Annotated in this window: 18 protein-coding genes; 3 read left to right on the top strand and 15 right to left on the bottom strand. The window is 63.4% G+C overall.

Translation table 11 applies throughout. The features are described from left to right. Nucleotides 1-208: 208 nt before the first annotated feature. Nucleotides 209-2,959 carry an aconitate hydratase AcnA gene (gene acnA, locus AVO45_RS09435; protein WP_068346250.1) on the top strand — a complete coding sequence of 917 codons (2,751 nt, stop codon included), beginning with the start codon at nucleotides 209-211 and terminating at the stop codon, nucleotides 2,957-2,959. Nucleotides 2,960-3,064: 105 nt separating this feature from the next. On the opposite strand, the gene AVO45_RS09430 is transcribed toward acnA, so the two are convergent. From AVO45_RS09430 to yajC, 10 genes are all read right to left on the bottom strand, one after another. Continuing rightward, nucleotides 3,065-3,601: a DsbE family thiol:disulfide interchange protein gene (locus AVO45_RS09430; RefSeq protein WP_068346248.1), complete on the bottom strand. Its 537-nt coding sequence runs from the start codon at nucleotides 3,599-3,601 to the stop codon at nucleotides 3,065-3,067. Next, nucleotides 3,594-3,749 (bottom strand): heme exporter protein CcmD, encoded by a 156-nt coding sequence (ccmD, locus tag AVO45_RS09425; RefSeq protein WP_068346724.1) that lies wholly within the window; start codon nucleotides 3,747-3,749, stop codon nucleotides 3,594-3,596. Before ccmD ends, AVO45_RS09430 begins: the two co-directional genes overlap by 8 nt. Then, the gene (locus AVO45_RS09420; RefSeq protein WP_068346246.1) at nucleotides 3,749-4,522 is read right to left on the bottom strand and encodes a heme ABC transporter permease; all 774 of its coding nucleotides are present in this window, start codon (nucleotides 4,520-4,522) and stop codon (nucleotides 3,749-3,751) included. The genes ccmD and AVO45_RS09420 overlap by 1 nt, the downstream gene beginning before the upstream one ends. Before the next feature lie 45 nt (nucleotides 4,523-4,567). Next, nucleotides 4,568-5,224, bottom strand: coding sequence for a heme exporter protein CcmB (gene ccmB, locus AVO45_RS09415; protein WP_068346244.1), 657 nt, complete (start codon nucleotides 5,222-5,224; stop codon nucleotides 4,568-4,570). Beyond that, a complete protein-coding gene (gene ccmA, locus AVO45_RS09410; protein WP_068346242.1) occupies nucleotides 5,221-5,835 on the bottom strand; it encodes a heme ABC exporter ATP-binding protein CcmA in 615 nt (204 codons plus the stop codon). The genes ccmB and ccmA overlap by 4 nt, the downstream gene beginning before the upstream one ends. A gap of 131 nt (nucleotides 5,836-5,966) precedes the next feature. Then, the gene (locus tag AVO45_RS09405) at nucleotides 5,967-6,320 is read right to left on the bottom strand and encodes an Mth938-like domain-containing protein (protein ID WP_068346240.1); all 354 of its coding nucleotides are present in this window, start codon (nucleotides 6,318-6,320) and stop codon (nucleotides 5,967-5,969) included. A gap of 12 nt (nucleotides 6,321-6,332) precedes the next feature. Continuing rightward, on the bottom strand, nucleotides 6,333-7,085 hold the full coding sequence (locus AVO45_RS09400; protein ID WP_068346238.1) for a sulfite exporter TauE/SafE family protein: 753 nt from the start codon (nucleotides 7,083-7,085) through the stop codon (nucleotides 6,333-6,335). Continuing rightward, a complete protein-coding gene (gene secF / locus AVO45_RS09395; protein ID WP_068346236.1) occupies nucleotides 7,078-8,046 on the bottom strand; it encodes a protein translocase subunit SecF in 969 nt (322 codons plus the stop codon). Before secF ends, AVO45_RS09400 begins: the two co-directional genes overlap by 8 nt. 1 nt (nucleotide 8,047) lies before the next feature. Further along, a complete protein-coding gene (gene secD / locus AVO45_RS09390; RefSeq protein ID WP_068346234.1) occupies nucleotides 8,048-9,709 on the bottom strand; it encodes a protein translocase subunit SecD in 1,662 nt (553 codons plus the stop codon). Between the two features lie 33 nt (nucleotides 9,710-9,742). Beyond that, nucleotides 9,743-10,027, bottom strand: a complete 285-nt coding sequence (gene yajC, locus AVO45_RS09385; protein ID WP_068346231.1) for a preprotein translocase subunit YajC — start codon at nucleotides 10,025-10,027, stop codon at nucleotides 9,743-9,745. Nucleotides 10,028-10,362: 335 nt separating this feature from the next. Here yajC and AVO45_RS09380 point away from each other — a divergent pair, with 335 nt between their 5' ends. Together AVO45_RS09380 and serS are read left to right on the top strand one after the other, a co-directional pair. Then, entirely contained in the window at nucleotides 10,363-11,895 is a 1,533-nt protein-coding gene (locus tag AVO45_RS09380) for a mechanosensitive ion channel family protein (RefSeq protein WP_240482105.1), read from the top strand. Between the two features lie 78 nt (nucleotides 11,896-11,973). After that, a complete protein-coding gene (gene serS, locus AVO45_RS09375) occupies nucleotides 11,974-13,266 on the top strand; it encodes a serine--tRNA ligase (RefSeq protein WP_068346230.1) in 1,293 nt (430 codons plus the stop codon). Between the two features lie 57 nt (nucleotides 13,267-13,323). Here the strand turns inward: serS and AVO45_RS09370 are convergent, their stop codons facing one another. The 5 genes from AVO45_RS09370 to AVO45_RS09350 all read right to left on the bottom strand — a co-directional run bounded on the left by AVO45_RS09370 (nucleotide 13,324) and on the right by AVO45_RS09350 (nucleotide 18,596). Further along, nucleotides 13,324-13,854, bottom strand: a complete 531-nt coding sequence (locus AVO45_RS09370) for a helix-hairpin-helix domain-containing protein (protein ID WP_068346229.1) — start codon at nucleotides 13,852-13,854, stop codon at nucleotides 13,324-13,326. Nucleotides 13,855-13,924: 70 nt separating this feature from the next. Beyond that, the gene (locus AVO45_RS09365) at nucleotides 13,925-14,911 is read right to left on the bottom strand and encodes a fatty acid desaturase (RefSeq protein WP_068346226.1); all 987 of its coding nucleotides are present in this window, start codon (nucleotides 14,909-14,911) and stop codon (nucleotides 13,925-13,927) included. A gap of 141 nt (nucleotides 14,912-15,052) precedes the next feature. Further along, entirely contained in the window at nucleotides 15,053-16,507 is a 1,455-nt protein-coding gene (gene der, locus AVO45_RS09360; RefSeq protein ID WP_068346224.1) for a ribosome biogenesis GTPase Der, read from the bottom strand. Nucleotides 16,508-16,555: 48 nt separating this feature from the next. Next, nucleotides 16,556-17,839 (bottom strand): PQQ-like beta-propeller repeat protein, encoded by a 1,284-nt coding sequence (locus AVO45_RS09355; RefSeq protein ID WP_240482104.1) that lies wholly within the window; start codon nucleotides 17,837-17,839, stop codon nucleotides 16,556-16,558. An 85-nt stretch (nucleotides 17,840-17,924) separates the two neighbouring features. Further along, entirely contained in the window at nucleotides 17,925-18,596 is a 672-nt protein-coding gene (locus AVO45_RS09350; RefSeq protein WP_068346220.1) for a hypothetical protein, read from the bottom strand. Between the last annotated feature and the right edge of the window lie 190 nt (nucleotides 18,597-18,786).

The raw sequence follows: 18,786 nt of genomic DNA, 5'->3' as shown, positions 1-18,786 counted from the left end.
TTCCAGCTTTACCCGGTTTATATCCGCAATCACTCAATAACCAATCAAGGTTTCTTGAGACTTGGGGCGCCAAGGTCGAAAATTATGTGTGCAATGGTATACAAAAATTGCCGCACCCCCTCTCTTGCACCTTGAACCATTGGCCTTGGTGATGCAGATAGCCACCAGCGAATCCCGAAATCCACGCCATTTGAGAGGGAGGCCATAGATGCCCATCAAAGTTGGACAGGATACCGCCAAGACACGCAAGACGCTCAGCGTGAACGGCAAGTCCATTTCCTATTACTCGATCCCCGCCGCGCAAGAGGCCGGACTGGGCGATTTCTCGAAACTTCCCGCGGCCCTCAAGGTGGTGCTGGAAAACATGCTGCGCTTCGAAGACGGCGGCTTCTCGGTGTCGGTCGATGACATCAAGGCCTTTGCCGAATGGGGCGCAAACGGCGGCAAGAACCCGCGCGAGATTGCCTATCGCCCCGCCCGCGTGCTGATGCAGGACTTCACCGGCGTTCCCGCCGTGGTGGACCTGGCGGCAATGCGCGACGGCATCAAGAACCTTGGTGGCGACGCCCAGAAGATCAACCCGCTGAACCCGGTTGACCTGGTCATCGACCACTCGGTCATGATCGACGAGTTCGGCAACCCACGCGCGTTCCAGATGAACGTGGACCGCGAATATGAACGCAACATGGAGCGCTACCAGTTCCTGAAATGGGGCCAGAGCGCGTTCAACAACTTCCGCGTGGTGCCGCCGGGCACCGGCATCTGCCACCAGGTGAACCTGGAATACCTGGCCCAGACCGTCTGGACCGACACCGACCAGAACGGTGAAGAGGTCGCCTATCCCGACACGCTGGTCGGCACCGACAGCCACACCACCATGGTCAACGGCATGGCCGTTCTGGGCTGGGGCGTCGGCGGGATCGAGGCCGAGGCCGCGATGCTGGGTCAGCCGATCTCGATGCTGATCCCCGAGGTCGTCGGCTTCAAGCTGACCGGCCAGATGGTCGAGGGCACTACCGCCACCGACCTGGTGCTGAAGGTCGTCGAAATGCTGCGCAAGCATGGCGTTGTAGGCAAGTTCGTCGAATTCTACGGCGAGGGTCTGGATCACCTGCCGCTGCCCGACCGCGCGACCATCGCCAACATGGCGCCGGAATACGGGGCGACATGTGGCTTCTTCCCGATCGACGAAGAAACCCTGCGCTACCTGCGTCAGACCGGCCGTGAAGAGGACCGCATCGCCCTGGTCGAAGCCTACGCCAAGGAAAACGGCTTCTGGCGCGGCGCGGACTACGCGCCGATCTACAGCTCGACGCTGGAACTCGACATGGGCACCATCGTGCCGGCGATCTCGGGCCCGAAGCGCCCGCAAGACTACCTGCCGCTGACCGGCGCATCCTCGGCCTTTGAAAAGGTGGTGGCGGAATACCGCGGGATCGACATCTCGAACGGCGCCAAGGACATGGCCGATGAAGGTCCCGTGGCGACCAAGCCGGTGAACCTGCACAAGACCGCAAAGGTCGAAGGCGAAGACTACGAAATCCGCGACGGTTCCGTCGTGATCGCGTCGATCACCTCGTGCACCAACACCTCGAACCCCTACGTTCTGATCGGTGCCGGTCTGGTGGCGCGCAAGGCGCGCGAGCTGGGTCTGAACCGCAAGCCTTGGGTCAAGACGTCGCTGGCCCCCGGTTCGCAGGTGGTGACCGAGTATCTCGAGGCCGCCGGCCTGCAGGACGATCTAGACGCCATCGGCTTCAACCTGGTCGGCTATGGCTGCACCACCTGCATCGGCAACTCGGGTCCGCTGCAGCCCGAGATCTCGAAGGCCATCAACGACAACGACCTGATCGCGACGTCGGTCCTGTCGGGCAACCGGAACTTCGAGGGCCGGATCTCGCCGGACGTGCGCGCCAACTACCTGGCCTCGCCGCCGCTGGTCGTGGCCTATGCGCTGGCCGGCGACATGAACATCGACCTGACGAGCGAACCGCTGGGCACTTCGAAGGACGGCAAACCGGTCTACCTCAAGGACATCTGGCCGACCAACCAGGAAATCGCCGAGCTCGTCGACAAGACCGTGACCCGCGCGGCGTTCCTCAAGAAGTACGCCGACGTGTTCAAGGGCGACGAGAAGTGGCAGGCGGTCGAGACCACCGATGCGGAAACCTATGACTGGCCGGCAAGCTCGACCTATATCCAGAACCCGCCCTACTTCCAGAACATGAGCCCCGAGCCGGGCACGATCTCGAACATCGAGGGCGCCAAGGTTCTGGCGATCCTGGGCGACATGGTCACCACCGACCACATCTCGCCCGCAGGTTCGTTCGCCGCGTCCTCGCCGGCCGGCAAATACCTGCTGGAGCGTCAGGTACAGCCGCGCGAGTTCAACTCGTATGGCTCGCGCCGCGGCAACCACGAGATCATGATGCGCGGCACCTTTGCCAACATCCGCATCAAGAACGAGATGCTGGACGGCGTCGAAGGCGGCTATACCAAGGGCCCCGATGGCGAACAGACCTCGATCTACGAAGCCTCGATGGCCTATCAGGAACAGGGCACCCCTCTGGTCGTCTTCGGCGGCGAACAGTATGGCGCGGGCTCGTCGCGTGACTGGGCTGCCAAGGGCACCGCACTGCTGGGCGTCAAGGCCGTGATCGCCGAAAGCTTCGAGCGCATCCACCGCTCGAACCTGGTCGGCATGGGTGTCATCCCGTTCGAGTTCACCGGCGGCGACAACCGCAAGACGCTGGGCCTGAAGGGTGATGAAACCGTCTCGATCCACGGTCTGGACACCATCCAGCCGCTGCAGGAGGTGCCCTGCACCATCACCTACGCAGACGGAACCGCGAAGACCATCACGCTCAGGTGCCGTATCGATACCGCGCCCGAGATCGAATACATCGAGAACGGTGGCGTGCTGCACTACGTGCTGCGGAACCTGGCGAAAGAGTCCTAACCCGCACCACATCAGAAAAGAAAAGCCCCGGCAGATGCCGGGGCTTTTTGTTTCCGCCTTGGAAAAATTTCAGGCGCCTTGTTCGCGCTGCGGAACAAATCGGCTTTACTTCGCCGCTGCCGCCTCCATCGCCGGACGCAGGCGGTTGGTCAGTTCCCGCTGCGTCAGCGGACCCGCGATCCGCAGAATGACCTTGCCCTCGCCGTCGATCAGGAAAGTCTCGGGAACGCCGTAAACGCCCCAGTCGATGTTCATGTTCCTCGCCGAGGCCCCGACGGCCTCGTATGGGTCCCCAAGCTCTTGCAGAAAGGCCAGGGCATTCCCGGGGTCATCCTTGTAGTTCGCGCCCAGGATCGTGATCCCCTCTTCCTTCAGGGCTTCGAGGTTCGGGTGCTCGACCCGACAAGGCGCGCACCAGCTGGCCCAGAAGTTGACCAGCTTGATCTCACCATCGCCCAAGGTCTCGTCCGACCAGAGCGGCTTGTCGCCCAGTTGCACCAGATCAACGGGCGGCGCATCCCTGCCCGCAAGCGCGGTCGGCAGCTCCTCCTTGTTCTCGCGCATCATGCCGAAGGCCGCCAACAACACGAAGGCGCCGAAAATCAGCGGCGGCGCGATCATCAGAGGCGAGACCTTAGCCATTGCGCGACATCCTCTTTTCGACCTTTTCCATTTCGGCCCGCACCTTGCGGCCGCGCAGGATGCTCAGGACCACCAGCGCAACCAGCAAAAACAGCGACGCCGCATAGGCCGACAGAACCGTATCCGCGTATTTTCCCAGATCGGGCATCATCCGTTCACCCTTTCACGCGCGATCAGCGCCTTGATCCGCCGCGCCCTGATCTCGGTTCCAGTGCGATAGAACACCAGCGCGATGAACAGCAGCACGAAGCCGATGATGCAGACGAGCAGCGGGAAGAAGAAGATATTGCTGACCTTTTCCTCGGTATCGGTGCCGGTGACCGCGCCAACCCGCATGACCGAGGCACCCTGGTGCAGGCCCTGGTTCCAGAAATTGACCGCGTAGCGGCTGAGGAAGGCAAAGACGGAACCGACCAGGCACAGGACCGAGGTCAGGTCGGCCGCGGTATCCGGGTCCTCGATCGCCTCCCACAGGGCGACGTAGCCGAGGTAGAACAGAAACAGGATCAGGAACGAGGTCAGGCGCGGATCCCAGGCCCACCAGGTGCCCCACATCGGTTGCCCCCAGATGGCCCCGGTCGCCAGCGCGATCAGCGTCATCACGATCCCCACCGGCGCCGCGGCGCGGGCGGCAAGCGCGCTGACATGGTGACGGCGCACCAGCCAGACCAGCGAGGTCGCCAGCATCATGATCCAGCAATTGATGGCCATGAGCGCCGAAGGCACATGCAGGTAGATGATCTTGACCGTGGACCCTTGCTTGTAGTCGTCAGGCGTGAAGAAGAACCCCCAGACCAGGCCGACCACGATAAAGACGGCGGAACTGATCCAGAAGAACGGCAGCACGCGCTCGGTCGTGGTGAGGAACTTCTTGGGGTTGGCGTATTCCCAGAGGGCGTTGGCTTTGGATGCTATCGACATGGCGCTTATCTAGTCCGACTCGGGGCAGTTCTCAATTGACATTGGTCAACGTAGATTGACGCGGAGAACCGCGGCGCTGGCAAAAGGCAGCAGGGCGATGGTTGCGGCGGTGATCCCGGCCAGCATCAGCAGAGGCGTGGCGGTCTCCATCCCTGTCGCGCCGCGACGGGCCACCTCGGCGCCGAAGATCAGCGTGGGCACGTAGAGCGGCAGAACCAAAAGCGACAGCAGCAGCCCGCCCCGCTTGAGCCCCACGGTCAGGGCCGCGCCGAAGGTGCCGATGACGCTTAGCGCCGGGGTGCCGAGCGCCAGCGACACGACGAGCCAGAAGAACCCGGGCACCGGCAGATTCAGCAGCACGCCCAACACGGGCGCGGCCAGCACCAGCGGCAGGCCGGTGGTGATCCAGTGCGCCAGCGCCTTGATCGTCACCACCGATTCCAGCGGCAGCGGAGCGGTGGCGAGCAGGTCGAGCGAGCCGTCCTCCCAATCCAGCGCCAGCAGTCGGTCGAGCGACAGCAGGCAGGCCAGCAGCGCCCCCAGCCACAACACGCCTGGGGCAATGGTGGACAGCAGCGAGGATTGCGGCCCGACCGAGAACGGCACCAGCACCGTGACGATCAGGAAAAATGCAAGCCCCAGACCAAAGCCTCCGCCCGCGCGGAAGGCCAGGGTCAGGTCGCGCTTGAGCAGGGCGATCACAGGAAGCCTCCGTCAAAATCGTCGATGGGTTTCGGCTTGGCCTTGTAGGGGCCCACGTCCAGAACCTCTCCGTCCAGGCCAAGGTCGATATGGGTGGCGATCAGGGCCGACCCGCCCTGCCCCAGATGCCCGCGCACCGCATCGGCGAACATGGCTACCGCGTTGCGGTCGAGCGATACCGTCGGTTCGTCCAGCATCCAGATCGGCCGCCCCGTGACGAGCAGCCGCGACAGGCCCAGCCGCCGTTTCTGGCCCGCCGAAAGGTTCCCGGCCTGCCGATCGGCCAGTTCGTTCAGGCCATAGGCGTCCAGAGCGCTCTGGATGTCCGCAGCGCCGAACACCGAGGCCCAGAACCGCAGGTTCTCGACCACGGTCAGGGTCGGTTTCAGCCCGTCGGAATGGCCCGCATAGGCCACCGTATCCTCGGCCCCGTCGATCACGCCGGCCAGCGGCGGCTGCAGCCCCGCCAGCGTGCGCAGAAGCGTCGTCTTGCCGATTCCGTTCGGGCCGCGCAGGATCAGGGCTTTCCCAGGCTCGAGCGCAAAGTTGATCCCCTCGAGCACGGGCACGCCGCCGCGGGTGATGGCGAGGTTGGTAACGGTCAGTGTCATGAGACCCGCTTATCTGATTGCTGCAAGGGGAAAAAGGCCGGATTTGCCGCAGGGCGTCGGTGGAGAGCACAAGAGTGAGGGGCCAGCCCCTCACACTCCCCGGGATATTTGCAGCCAGATGAAGGGATGCGTCAGACCGGGAGGAGGGCCAGCGCGATGCGGCGGCCCTCGGAGAGCAGCACGTTGTAGGTGCGGCAGGCTGCGGGAGAGTTCATGATCTCGACACCCAAGCCGGCACCTTCGAGTGCCGATCGAAGGTCTGCAGGGATGTGCGCCATGTCCTTGCCGGTTCCGATGAAGAGCACGTCAATGTCGAGAGCCAGTTCCAGAAGCGGTGCCGAGTCCTCGTATCCGCCCCAGGGCCGTGTCCCGAAAGTGCCGGTCAGGACCGCTCCTTGATGGATTTCGCCGCCGATGCGGAAGAAACCTGGGCCGTAGCCGTCAACCGGCTGTGCATCGGAGAATGTCATTTCATTGAGGCGCATATCGGCTTTCCTTCACTCCAGTATCGGCAGGCCCGAGATCACGGCCGTGGCAATCACCGCGTAAGAGGCGATCCGGTAGAGCCTTTCCAGCGACGGATCGAACAGCGCCTTGCCGACCAGTGTGGTGACAAGATAGGGGATCGAGAGCAGGACCACCAGCCACAGCGTCGAGGGGCCAGCCAACCCGCCCAGCAGGATATTGGCCACGATCACGATGTCGAGCATCGCCAGAAAGATGATGGTGTTGGCCCGCACCGTGCGCACGTCGCGCGCATTGGCCAGGTAGAACACGATCACCACCGGCCCGGTCAGCCCGGTCATGCCGCCGATCGTGCCCGCGCTGCCTCCGATGGCCAGCCGCCCCCGCAGCCCGAGCCGCCCATGCCAGCGCCAGCCTGTGATCACCGCAGTCAGGGTCAGGCCGATGACGCCGCTGGCGATCCAGCGCAATGTGACGGCCTCGAGCTGAGACATTACCCACAGGCCGACCGGCACCGTCAGGGCCGCCGCCAGCGCGAGGGTCGAGACCTCTGCCTTGTCGCATTGGCGCCAGGCCTGCGGGGCCAGCGCCGCGGTCGAAAAGATGCCGGTCGCCGCCATGAGGAAAACAACGTCCGGGATCGGCAGAAACTGGCTGCCGACGGGGACGAAGATCATCGCGGTGCCGAAACCGGTGAAGCCGCGGACAAGGCCCGCGGCTCCGATCGTGAACATCATCCAGCCAAGGCCCGGCGTCGCCAGGGCCTGCAGCAGGGCGTCAGGCATCGATGTTGGCGAACTGGTTGCCCGCCGTGTTCGAAGGTTTCGACCAGTCGCGCTTGACCCCCAGCCACAGCAGGATGGTCGAGGCCACGAAGACCGAAGAATAGGTTCCCACGATCACGCCCCAGATCATCGCGAAGACGAAGCCGCGGATAACGTCGCCGCCCAGCACATAGAGCGAAACAAGCGCCAGCAGGGTCGTGACCGAGGTCATCACCGTGCGGCTGAGGGTTTCATTGATCGAGATGTTCAGAACCTCTTTCAGGTCCTTCTTCTTGTATTTCCGCAGGTTCTCGCGCACCCGGTCGAACACGACCACGGTATCGTTCAGCGAATAGCCGACGATGGTCAGAAGGGCCGCGATGATCGCCAGGTCGAAGCGAATCTGAAGCTCGGAGAAGATCCCGATGGTCAAAATCACGTCATGTACCAGCGCAGCCACGGCGCCTAGCGCGAACTGCCACTCGAAGCGCAGCCAGATATAGACCAGCACCGCACATATCGCCAGAACGACTGCAATCACGGCGGTCTGGATCAACTCACCCGACACTTTCGGGCCGACCGATTCCACCGAGACAATCTTGATATCCGGATCGACGCCGCGCAGCGCGTCATGCACGTTGTCAATGACGTCCGCGGTCACCGCCTCGGCGTCTTCCTGTGCCTGAATGCGGATCATGGCCACGTTTTCATCCGGGCCAAAGGTCGGGTCGAAGATCTCGGTGATGGTCACATCACCCAGATCCAGAGGCGCGATCGCGTCACGGTAAGCGCCCACGTCGATCGCCTGTGCGCTTTCGGTGCGGATCGTGGTGCCGCCCCGGAAATCGATGCCGAAATTCAGGCCCTGCAGCAGGAACGAGGTGAAGGCCACCACCATCATCAGACCCGAGATACCCAGCCAGATCTTCCACCGGCTGAAGAAATCGAAAGAGGTTTCCTGTGGAATAAGTTTCAATCGCATGTCAAACCTCGATCGTTTTCGGGCGGCGGCGTTCGAACCACATCACGATCATCAGCCGCGTCACGAAGATCGCGGTAAAGACCGAGGTGATGAGGCCCAGACCCAGGGTGATCGCAAAGCCGCGAACCGGCCCCGACCCCATCGCGAACAGGATCACGGCCGTGATGAAGGTCGTGATGTTGGCGTCAAGGATGGCCGAAAGCGCCTTTTCATAGCCAAGCTCGATGGCCCGCGACGGCCCCTTGGCGGTTTTCAATTCCTCGCGGATGCGCTCGAAGATCAGAACATTGGCGTCAACCGCCATGCCGACCGTCAGCACGATCCCGGCGATGCCCGGCAGCGTCAGGGTGGCTCCGATCATCGACAGCAGGCCAAAGATGAGACCCACATTGATGAGCAGCGCGATGTTGGCGAAGATCCCGAACAGGCCATAGCTGAGCGCCATGAAGGTCAGCACGGCGACGAAGGCGACGATGGTGGCCACCTTGCCTGCGTCGATGCTGTCCTGGCCCAATTCCGGGCCGATGGTGCGCTCTTCGAGGAACTCCAGACCCGCAGGCAGCGCGCCTGCGCGCAGCAGCACGGCCAGGTTGGTGCTTTCCTCGACGGTGAAACGCCCGGTGATGATGCCCGAACCGCCGGGAATGTGGCTCTGGATCACCGGGGCCGAGATCACCTCGTCATCCAGAACGATGGCGAAGGGGGCGCCAATGTTGTCACGGGTGTAGTCGCCGAACTTGCGCGCGCCGGAGGTGTTGAAGCGGAAATTCACCGCCGGGCGGCCGTTCTGGTCAAAGGACGGCTGCGCGTCCACCAGTTCCTCGCCGGTCACGACCGGGGCGGCCTCGATGGTGTAATAGACGCCCTCTTCGTCCAGCGAGGGGATCACCTTTTCGCCCACGCCTACAGGGGCATCCGGGTCGGTGCCGCGCGACACGACCGGGTTGAAGGTCAGCTGCGCGGTGGTGCCGATGATTTCCTTCAGCTCCGAGGCGCTGCCGATACCCGGCACCTGGATCAGGATGCGGTCGGCCCCCTGCCGCTGGATCGTCGGCTCGCGCGTGCCGACCTCGTCGATCCGCCGGCGCACGATTTCCAGCGCCTGCCGGACCGTGCGGTCGTCGGAGGCCAGTTTCTCGGCTTCGGACAGTTGCACGATGATCTCGTCGCCCTCGGCGCGAACCTCGATATCCGAGGCGCCAGCACCGGTCAGGGTCTGAATCGGACGCGACAGGCCGCGCACGACCTCGAGCGCACGGGCCATGCCTTCGGGTTGGCTGATCTTGATGCGAATCTCGTCGGGTGCCGAAGGCTGTCTGCGGATGGTGCCGACGGTTGCGCGCTCGCCCCGCAGGGCGTCGCGGATTTCCGGCCACATCGCCTCCATCCGGGATTCGTAGACGTCTTCGACCTGAACCTCGGCGAGCAGATGCGCGCCACCTCTCAGGTCCAGGCCCAGGTTGACCAGCGAGGAAGGCATCCAACTGGGCCATTGGGCGGCCAGCGCCTGCATCTCGGGGGTGTCATTGCCCAGCTCGATCGCGGCCTCGGCATCGTTGGATTGTTCGACGCGGGTGTAGAACGCGTTTGGCAGGGCCATCAGCAAGCCAGCCACGCAGACCAACCAGATCAGAACCCGCTTCCAGGTGTCAATTTGCAGCATTACCCTGCCTTTTCAAGGATTTATGCGACGAAATCACTTCGCCGGTTCGGTCTTGTTCAGAACCTGGGCGATGGTCGACTTGACCACGCGAACCTTGACGCCCTCGGCGATCTCGACCTCGAGTTCACCGTCTTCCTTGACCTTGGCGACCTTGCCGATGAGACCGCCCTGGGTGACGACCTGATCGCCCCGGCGCAGTGCCTCGACCATGGCCTGATGCTCTTTCATCTTCTTCTGCTGCGGGCGGATCAGAAGGAAATACATGATCGCAAAGATCAGGATCAGCGGGAGAAACTGGGCGATTGCGCCACCTTCCATGGGATATTCCTTTTTATTTCTTGGGAACGCGGACGTATCGCCGCGAATTTGCCGGGAAACTATGCCTTGAAATGATCCTTTGCAAGCGAAGGCCTGCACTCACCTCGGGACAAAGGTGTCACGAAAGGCCAAGATGATGCGATGCGTTGCAGATATGACCTAGGAAGGCCGCTCGACTTGGATATAGTCAATTCAAGGGGGAACGGATGCGGCATTTCTTCAAACCATTCCATCTATTGGTTCTTTTTTTGTCTGTCACTGCCTTGGCATGGGCAGTTTCCGCGCCTGCCCAGGCGCAGGAGACGAGCGGCGAGGCGCCCGAAACTGAAGAAGCCTTGAGCGAAACCTTCAAGGCTCCGGTCATCGTGGACGGGGACACGCTGTTTCACATCCGCGGTTCCAGCGCGCTACCTGCTCCGGAACGCGCCGAAAGTATTCAGAACGCGATCATCGAGGTCGCCGAATCCTCGGACGCAAAAGATGTCGAAATCACGTTTGAGGAATCGGAGCTTGGAACGCGCATCCTTGCGGACGGCGTGTTGGTGACCATCGTCACGGACGCCGACGCCGAACTCGAGCAGATGGACCTGGCGGTTCTCAGCCTGCTGCACGGGGACGCCATCCGCGAAGCCATCGTCGCCTATCGCGCGAACAGAACCGAAGAGGCCCGAGTTTCCGGCGCCATCGAGGCCGCTGCGTGGACCTTGGGATTTGTCGCTTTCGTTGTCATCATACTATGGCTTCACCGCCGCATCAGGCGGCGCACCTTGGTCTTTGTTCGGCGCTATTTGAAGGACGTCGAAGAGGCCACCGCCAAAAGCGTGCAAGCCGAGGCCATTGCCGCCCTGATCCGATATGGCCTGAACTTTGTTCTCCTCGTCATCTTCTTCCTCGGGTTCTACTACTACCTGTCCTTCGTTCTGCTGGCCTTTGCCGAGTCCCGTTATCTGGCGCAGCTGCTTCTGACCTATTTGACCGAACCCGTCCTTCTGATTTTCAAGGGTATCATCAGCTATATCCCCAACCTGATCATGCTCGCGTTGATCTCGTGGGTGGCATTCTATGTCATCAAGGGGTTGCGTGTTTTCTTTGACGCGGTCGAAGCCGGCACCTTCGACATAGGGGATTTCGAGAAACACTGGGTCAACCCGACCTTCAACATCGCCAGAGTCATCGTGATCCTGATAGCGTTGGTATTTGCTGTCCCCTACATCCCGGGTTCGGATTCAGCCGCATTTCAAGGACTTACGATCCTGGTCGGCGCCATGCTGTCGCTGGGCGCAAATTCGGTAGTCAGCAACATGCTGGCCGGGCTGTTCGTGATATACCGCCGTTCGACCTCGGTCGGGGACCGGATCCAGATCGGGGAACATATCGGTGACGTGGTGCAGATCAAGCTGATGGAAACCCACCTGAAATCCATCAAGAACGAGTTGATCTCGATCCCGAACGCGCAACTGATGAACTCGGACGTGATCAATTTCTCGAAACCGACCGACGGCAACGGCCTTCTGGTGCACACCACGGTCGGGATCGGCTATGAGGAGCCGCCCGAAAAGGTCGAGGCGATGCTGATCGAGGCGGCGCGGCGCACCAAGGGGCTCAAGGCCCGCCCGGCCCCGTTCGTTTTGTGGACCGCGCTGGCCGACTATGCCATCAACTACCAGATCAACGCCTATACCACCCGCGGCAATTCGATCCCCAGGATACGCTCGGATCTGCACCGCAACATCGTGGCCGTGTTCAACGAAAACGGCGTGCAGATCATGACCCCGTCCTACATGGCCGATCCGCCCGAACCCAAGATTCCCGCGGTGCCATGGGATGGCCATCTGGCCCATGACGCGCGCGAAGACACCGACAGCTAAGGCAATTCGGGTGCTACACCCTGCGCGCCAGATGGTGCATAAGCGGGCGGAGTGATTCATTTGCCAAGGATCTGAACCATGCATGACATCCGCGCCATTCGCGAAAACCCTGCTGCCTTCGACGCCGCGCTCGCTCGCCGGGGCGAGGCGCCGGTGTCGTCCGATCTGCTGCGGCTGGACGAAGCCCGCCGGGCCAAGATCCTGGCGGCCGAAACGGCGCAGGCCGAACAGAACAAGGCCAGCAAAGAGGTGGGCGCCGCCAAGGCGCGCGGTGACGAGGCCGAGTTCCAGCGCCTGCGCGCGCTGGTGGCCGAGAAAAAGGCCGAGATCGCGCGGATGCAGAACGAGGCCAAGGATCTGGACGCCATGCTGTCCGACAAGCTGTCGCGCATCCCCAACCTGCCCGCCGAGGACGTGCCGGAGGGCGCGGACGAGAATGACAATGTCGAGGTCAGCCGCTGGGGCACGCCGCGCGCGTTCGGCTTTGCCCCCAAGGAGCATTTCGAGATCGAGGCCGTGAAAAACGGTATGGATTTCGAAACCGCGGCCAAGCTGTCGGGCTCGCGCTTCGTGCTGCTGTCGGGTGGCGTGGCCAAGATCCACCGCGCGCTGGCCCAGTTCATGCTGGACACCCATACCGAGGAAAACGGCCTGACCGAGGTCAACGGCCCGGTTCTGGTGCTGTCCGAGATGATGTTCGGCACCGGGCAGCTGCCCAAGTTCGGCGAGGACAGCTATCAGACCCGCGAAGGGTGGTGGCTGATCCCGACCTCCGAAGTTTCGCTGACCAATATCGTCAATGACACCATCGTCGAGGAAAGCTATCTGCCGCGCCGCTACACCGCGCATTCGCTGTGCTTCCGGTCCGAGGCCGGATCGGCGGGCAAGGACACGCGCGGGATGCTGCGCCAGCACCAGTTCGAGAAGGTCGAGATGGTCTCGGTCACGCATCCCGACAAGTCGGACGAGGAACAAAAGCGCATGCTGCGCTGCGCCGAGGGCATCTTGGAAAAGCTGGGCGTGCCCTATCGCACCGTGATCCTGTGTACCGGCGACATGGGCTTCGGCGCGCGCCGCACCTATGACATCGAGGCCTGGCTGCCGGGGCAGAACACCTATCGCGAAATCAGCTCGGTCTCGACCTGCGGCGATTTCCAGGCCCGCCGGATGAACGCGCGTTTCCGCCCCGAGGGCGGCGGCAAGCCGGAATACCTGCACACGCTGAACGGCTCGGGGCTGGCCGTGGGGCGCTGCCTGATCGCCGTTCTGGAAAACGGCCAGAACGAGGACGGCACCGTCACCCTGCCCGAGGCCCTGTCGCCCTATCTGGGTGGCAAGCTGACCCTGCAGCTGGACGGCACGCTGGCATAAGAAAACCGGCGGCCGGGACCCCGGCGCCGGCTGGTGCAGGACACGGGCGAAGGAGGCTTACTTCTTCGCCTTTTTCTTGTCCTTCTTGTCCTTCTTGGACTTCTTCTCTTTCTTCTTGTCCTTGTCCTTGTCCTCTTTCTTGTCTTTCTTCTTGGACTTCTTGGACTTGGATTTGACCTTTTCCTTGGCCTTCTTGAACTTGGCCTCCATTTCCTCTTTCTTGCGGGCCGCCTTTTCGGCCTTGGCCTTTGCCTTGGCCTTTTTCCGGGCCGCGGCTTCTTTCTTGGCCTGTTGCCCGGCGCTGGCCTTGCTGTCCTCTGGAGTTTCGGGAGCCGCCTCTACCGGGGCTTGGGCGACAGCCGGTTTGCGCCGCACCGCCTTGGCCTTGGGAGCGGCCGTCGGGCTTGGCAAAGCCAGCTCTTTCGCGGCCGCGATCAGCAAGGGCGCACGCGCCGCCCCGATGCGGGGCACCTGCATCAGCTGCTCGGCTGAGGCCCTGGCCAGATCACCCGCCGTCTTGTAGCCCTTGGCAACCAGTGCCTCGCCAAGCGCCTTTCCGACGCCGCGCACATCCGAAACCGGTTTCATTCGTCACCCCTTTCTTGCCACCACCGGCGATTGCGACCGGCGCGGCATTCACCACGGCGATGCGTTGCCGTCACCCGGCCTGGGCCACGCCTGCGCGCCGTTCTTTCTTTGGGAAGGGAACGAGGCGCTTGGCGTCCTCGTCCCACAGCTTGAGATTCAGCGCCGCCAGCGCCTCGGGGAACTTGATGCGCCTCGGGGCGTATTCCGGCGGCAGATTGTAGTGGCAGGCCCGCAGCCGATACGAGGGGATACGGGCGTTGAAATGGTGGATGTCGTGCAGCGTGATGCAGGCCACGGCCGCGTCGAACCACCAGCCGAAATCCAGCGCCGACGACCCCTGCAACGCGGCCAGTTGCGGATCGAGATCGGGGCGCCTGTCCCAGTAGGTGTCCTCGAAATTATGCTGCAGATACACTAGGAACACGCCGATCATGCCGCCGAGGAATGAAAAGGCGAGCCAGACCCAGATGCCTGTGCTGCCGGCGACGAGATAGAGCAGGCCCAGCCAGACCACGATCGACAGGTTGTGCAGAAGCACGCCCTTGACGCCGAAGCGGGTGCTGTTCTTGGGCCAGCGGTAGCGGATGAAATAGGTAAACAGCGCCCCGACCGGCACCAGGATGAACGGGTTGCGGTAGAGGCGGTAGAACAGGCGCGTCCAGAAGTCGGCCTCGTTCCATTCGCGCAGCGTCATGGTGTGAATCTCGCCGGTTTCGCGCTGTTCCAGGTTGCCGACGCCCGCGTGGTGCAGGTTGTGGTTCTGTTTCATCACTTCGAAAGGCGCGAAGGTGAAGGGCGACAGGACATGCCCGGCCAGTTCGTTCTGCTGGCGGGTTTCGAACAGCGAATGGTGCCCGCAGTCGTGCTGCAGCACGTAAAGGCGCACGGCGCAGAAGGCAAAGACGATGCCCGCGGGGATCAGGACATACCATTTGTCCACGTGGATGATCGCAAGGGACAGGGACGCGAAATAGACCGCGAATGTCCCGAAATAGCTGAACGCGGCGCGCCAGTTGTTCTGAACCGCGTATTGCCTCGTATAAGCCCTCAGATCCATATGCTGCCCGCTCCCCACATGGCCCGGTCAAAGGTGTCGTCGAAATTCAGGACGCGAAAAATCGGTTGCGCAGGCAGATGCTAACGCCAAGCGCGGGGCGTTGTCACGCCCCGCCTGCGAAAATGCTGCGAATTGGCGCGGTTAGGACCGGCCCTTGAGGTGCTTGGCCAGGGCGCCCGCGTTTTTCTTGCGCCGGCCCTTGTAGGGGTTCTTGTCGCCCTGCCCGCGCAGGGTCAGCCGGATCGGCGTGCCGGGCATGTCGAAATCGTCGCGCAGCCCGTTGACCAGGTAGCGCGTGTAGCTGGCCGGCATCTTGTCGGGGTGCGAGCACATGACCACGAATCCCGGCGGCCGGGTCTTGGCCTGGGTCATGTAGCGCAGCTTGATCCGGCGGCCCTGCGGCGCCGGCGGCGGGTGCTGTTCCAGCATGCCGGTCAGCCAGCGGTTCAGCGCGGCGGTCGGCACGCGGCGGTTCCACACGTCATAGGCGCGCAGGATCGCGTCGTGCAGGCGGTCGAGCCCCCTGCCCGTCTTGGCCGACACCGTCACCAGCGGCGCGCCGCGCAGTTGCGGCAGCAGGCGTTCGAAGGCCTCTTTGAGTTCGCGCAGCTTTTCCTGCTTGTGCTCTTCGACGTCCCACTTGTTGACCGCGACCACCACCGCGCGGCCCTCGCGCTCGGCCAGGTCGGCGATGCGCAGGTCCTGCTGTTCGAAGGGGATGGCGGCATCGAGCAGAACCACGACCACTTCGGCGAATTTCACCGCGCGCAGGCCGTCCGAGACCGAGAGCTTTTCCAGCTTTTCCTGGACCTTGGCCTTCTTGCGCATGCCCGCAGTGTCGAAGATGCGCATGGGCGTGCCGTTCCAGTCGATGCGCAGGCTGATCGCGTCGCGGGTGATGCCGGCCTCGGGGCCGGTCAGCAGGCGGTCTTCGCCGAGGATCTTGTTGATGAGGGTGGATTTGCCCGCGTTCGGGCGGCCGACCACGGCCACCTGCAGCGGCTTTGCCGAGGTGATCGCCGGGGTTTCGCCCTGGTCCTCGGCCCCTTCGGGCAGGTCCACGTCGGTTTCGGGCGCGTCCTCGGCGGCCTTGTCGGCCATCTCGTCGGCGAGGGGCATAAGCGCGGCATACAGATCGGTCATGCCCTCGCCATGCTCGCCCGACAGGCGGATCGGCTCTCCCAGCCCCAGGCCGTAGGCCTCGAGCACGCCGGCATCGGCAGCCGCGCCCTCGGCCTTGTTGGCGGCCAGGATCACGTGCTTGGAGCGTTTGCGCAGGATGTCGGCGAACATTTCATCGGTGGGGGTGACGCCTGTGCGCGCGTCGATCATGAACAGGCAGACATCGGCCATGTCCACCGCCCGCTCGGTCAGGCGGCGCATCCGGCCCTGCAGGCTGTCGTCGGTGGCATCCTCGAGCCCCGCCGTGTCGATCACGGTGAACCGCAGGTCGCCCAGCCGCCCCTCGCCTTCGCGCAGATCGCGCGTGACGCCGGGCTGGTCATCGACCAGCGCAAGACGTTTGCCGACAAGGCGGTTGAACAGGGTGGATTTGCCCACATTCGGGCGCCCCACGATGGCGAGGGTCAGGGACATGTCACTCAACTTTCTAGACTCAGACGCGCCCTATAGCGCGTCTGGCCGTCAACGGAAAGCGTGCAGTTGGCCCTTGGTCGAAACCACATAGAGCGTCTGGCCCGCCACGACGGGCGCGGTGGTGGCGCCGCCGGGCACCTCGACGCGGTGCAACAGTGTGCCATCGACCGGGTTGAAGAACCGAAGGTAGCCGTCATTCGAGGCCACCACGATGCGCCCGCCAGCCATGATCGGGCCGTAGTGGGCAAAGACCGGGCCGCGTTTTCTGGGCTTGTCCTTGACGAAGCCGGGCAGATCCCTGGCCCAGATCACCGAGCCATCCGCCGCGTTGAGCCGGATCAGCTGGCTGCGGTCGCTGATCAGAAAGACACTATCCCCCACCGGCCAGACAGAGCCCAGCGCACCTTCGCTTGCGGTCCAGATCCGTTCACCGGATTCGGCGCGGAACGCCACGGTGCGCCCGGAATGGTTGCCGACAAAGAGCGTGCTACCCGAAATCACCGGGCCGCCCGTCACGTCAACGATCTGCGCCGCCGCGCGGCCCTTGCGGCCGCCCGACACGGCGGCATTCCAGCGCCGCAGGCCTCCGCGGCGGAAGCTTGCCGTGATGTCACCCGAGCCGAAGGCGAAGATCACAAGGTCCGAGGTCAGCGCAGGCGCCGGGGCGCCAAGCACGTTGCCGACGCTCGGTGTGCCCTCGACCTGCCAGGCGACGCGCCCGTCCTTTGTGTTGATCGCCCAGCCGGTCTGATCGCCGGCCACCAGATACAGCAGGCCATCGCGGATGGTCGGCATGCCGCTGCCGGTGGCGTTCAGCTTCTGCTGCCATCGCACCGCGCCGGTGCGGGCGTCAAGCGCGGTCAGGCGGCCAAAGCCCGACGACACGTAGAGAACGCCGCCCGAATAGGCCATGCCGCCGCCGGTGGCGTGTTTCTCGCCTTCGCCGGGCGGGATCAGGTCGGTCTGCCAGACCACGCCGCCCTGGGGAGACACGGCCGTGACGATCGCCCCGGCATCGAGGGTATAGATCAGCCCGCCGGCCACCACCGGGTCGGCCGTGATGCGCCGCTTGCGCGAGTCGCCGGCCCCGATCGAGACCGACCAGATACGTTGCGGGTTGGCGCGTAGCGCCGCGTTGGCGGTACGGAAGGCCGGCGTGCCCGGCCCCTGTTCCCAGCTTGCGTTCGCCTTTTGCGCGGGCACGCTGATCGGCTTGGAACCGATCGCCTCGGCGGTCGCGCTGTCAGCGGTGGGCCGGATGTCTTCACGCGGGCCGGGCAGGATTTCCTCGGGTTCGGTGCAGGCAGTCAGGGTGACAAGCGCCAAAGCCATCAAGGGCAGCCCACGGCGGGAAAAAGTCTTTGTTACCATCGTTTGAACTCGCCTGTCGTCTGATTGCCGTCTGCCTGAGCCGGGCTCAGCCCTGCTGTCTGATGACGGGTGCGGGGTCACCGCCCAGCGCCACAATCAACTGAGTTGCGCGTTGTTGCAAGTCCACGCTGACCTCGGCGTCCTGCCGGATACCTTCGAGACGGATCACGGCAGCTTCGACATCGCCCTCTTCGACCTCGATCAGGGCCAGCTGCTCTTCGGCCAGCAGGCGCAGCGGTGCGCCGGGGGCGGCCAGCGCCTCGAACTGCTGGCGGCGATCTGTGACAGGCAGGGTTTCGGTTTGCAGCAGCAGGCTCTTGAACGTCGCTATGTGGCGGTAGATCTCGGGCAGCTCGCTTGTGGTCGCGATCCGGTTGAGCCCTTCGACCGCAGCTTCGGTCGAGTCCGAGTTGGACTGGGCCGTCGACAGAAGAAATTGAACAACGGCGTCGCCGCCTGCCGACTTGGCCTCGATTTTCGCAAGACCGGCGGCCCGTCCGGCCGGGTCATCCGCGGCCAGGGCGGCGATGATCTGGTCACCCAACTCCTGGGCCTCGGAAACCGCCTTGGCCTTGCGGTATTCGTTGAAGGCCGCGCCGCCGACGATGATGATGACCGCAAGAATGCCGATCCAGCCCCAGCGTCGCAGCGTCTTATACAGCCGGTCACGGCGGACCTCTTCGGTCACCTCTTCGATGAAACTGTCAACGTCGCTCATCCCTGCCCCCGGGCTCTGTTTGTATCGATGCGCGCCAGTCATACCCCGCCCCATGCGACAAGCCAAGTGCCCCGTAGGGCACATTTTCCCGTGCTTGCACCCTTATGGGAAAAAAAATAATCTGAACCGGTCAGTTTAGAGTAGACAATGCAGAGGTGCCGCCCCATTTGATTGCCTGTGCGCAACTCGA

This window comes from Ruegeria marisrubri (genome assembly GCF_001507595.1).
Lineage (GTDB): Bacteria > Pseudomonadota > Alphaproteobacteria > Rhodobacterales > Rhodobacteraceae > Ruegeria > Ruegeria marisrubri.
Note: the sequence above shows the minus strand (reverse complement) of the source record. Positions and strands in the feature narration are given on the sequence as shown.

Excerpts from the sequence above, each read along its gene's own strand:
- AVO45_RS09420 (WP_068346246.1), bottom strand. The coding sequence starts at position 4,522 with ATGTCGATAGCATCCAAAGCCAACGCCCTCTGGGAATACGCCAACCCC.
- serS (WP_068346230.1), top strand. The coding sequence starts at position 11,974 with ATGCATGACATCCGCGCCATTCGCGAAAACCCTGCTGCCTTCGACGCC.
- AVO45_RS09355 (WP_240482104.1), bottom strand. The coding sequence starts at position 17,839 with ATGGCTTTGGCGCTTGTCACCCTGACTGCCTGCACCGAACCCGAGGAA.
- secD (WP_068346234.1), bottom strand. The coding sequence starts at position 9,709 with ATGCTGCAAATTGACACCTGGAAGCGGGTTCTGATCTGGTTGGTCTGC.
- AVO45_RS09400 (WP_068346238.1), bottom strand. The coding sequence starts at position 7,085 with ATGCCTGACGCCCTGCTGCAGGCCCTGGCGACGCCGGGCCTTGGCTGG.
- acnA (WP_068346250.1), top strand. The coding sequence starts at position 209 with ATGCCCATCAAAGTTGGACAGGATACCGCCAAGACACGCAAGACGCTC.
- secF (WP_068346236.1), bottom strand. The coding sequence starts at position 8,046 with ATGCGATTGAAACTTATTCCACAGGAAACCTCTTTCGATTTCTTCAGC.
- yajC (WP_068346231.1), bottom strand. The coding sequence starts at position 10,027 with ATGGAAGGTGGCGCAATCGCCCAGTTTCTCCCGCTGATCCTGATCTTT.
- AVO45_RS09430 (WP_068346248.1), bottom strand. The coding sequence starts at position 3,601 with ATGGCTAAGGTCTCGCCTCTGATGATCGCGCCGCCGCTGATTTTCGGC.
- AVO45_RS09370 (WP_068346229.1), bottom strand. The coding sequence starts at position 13,854 with ATGAAACCGGTTTCGGATGTGCGCGGCGTCGGAAAGGCGCTTGGCGAG.
- der (WP_068346224.1), bottom strand. The coding sequence starts at position 16,507 with ATGTCCCTGACCCTCGCCATCGTGGGGCGCCCGAATGTGGGCAAATCC.
- ccmA (WP_068346242.1), bottom strand. The coding sequence starts at position 5,835 with ATGACACTGACCGTTACCAACCTCGCCATCACCCGCGGCGGCGTGCCC.
- ccmD (WP_068346724.1), bottom strand. The coding sequence starts at position 3,749 with ATGCCCGATCTGGGAAAATACGCGGATACGGTTCTGTCGGCCTATGCG.
- AVO45_RS09350 (WP_068346220.1), bottom strand. The coding sequence starts at position 18,596 with ATGAGCGACGTTGACAGTTTCATCGAAGAGGTGACCGAAGAGGTCCGC.
- AVO45_RS09365 (WP_068346226.1), bottom strand. The coding sequence starts at position 14,911 with ATGGATCTGAGGGCTTATACGAGGCAATACGCGGTTCAGAACAACTGG.
- AVO45_RS09405 (WP_068346240.1), bottom strand. The coding sequence starts at position 6,320 with ATGCGCCTCAATGAAATGACATTCTCCGATGCACAGCCGGTTGACGGC.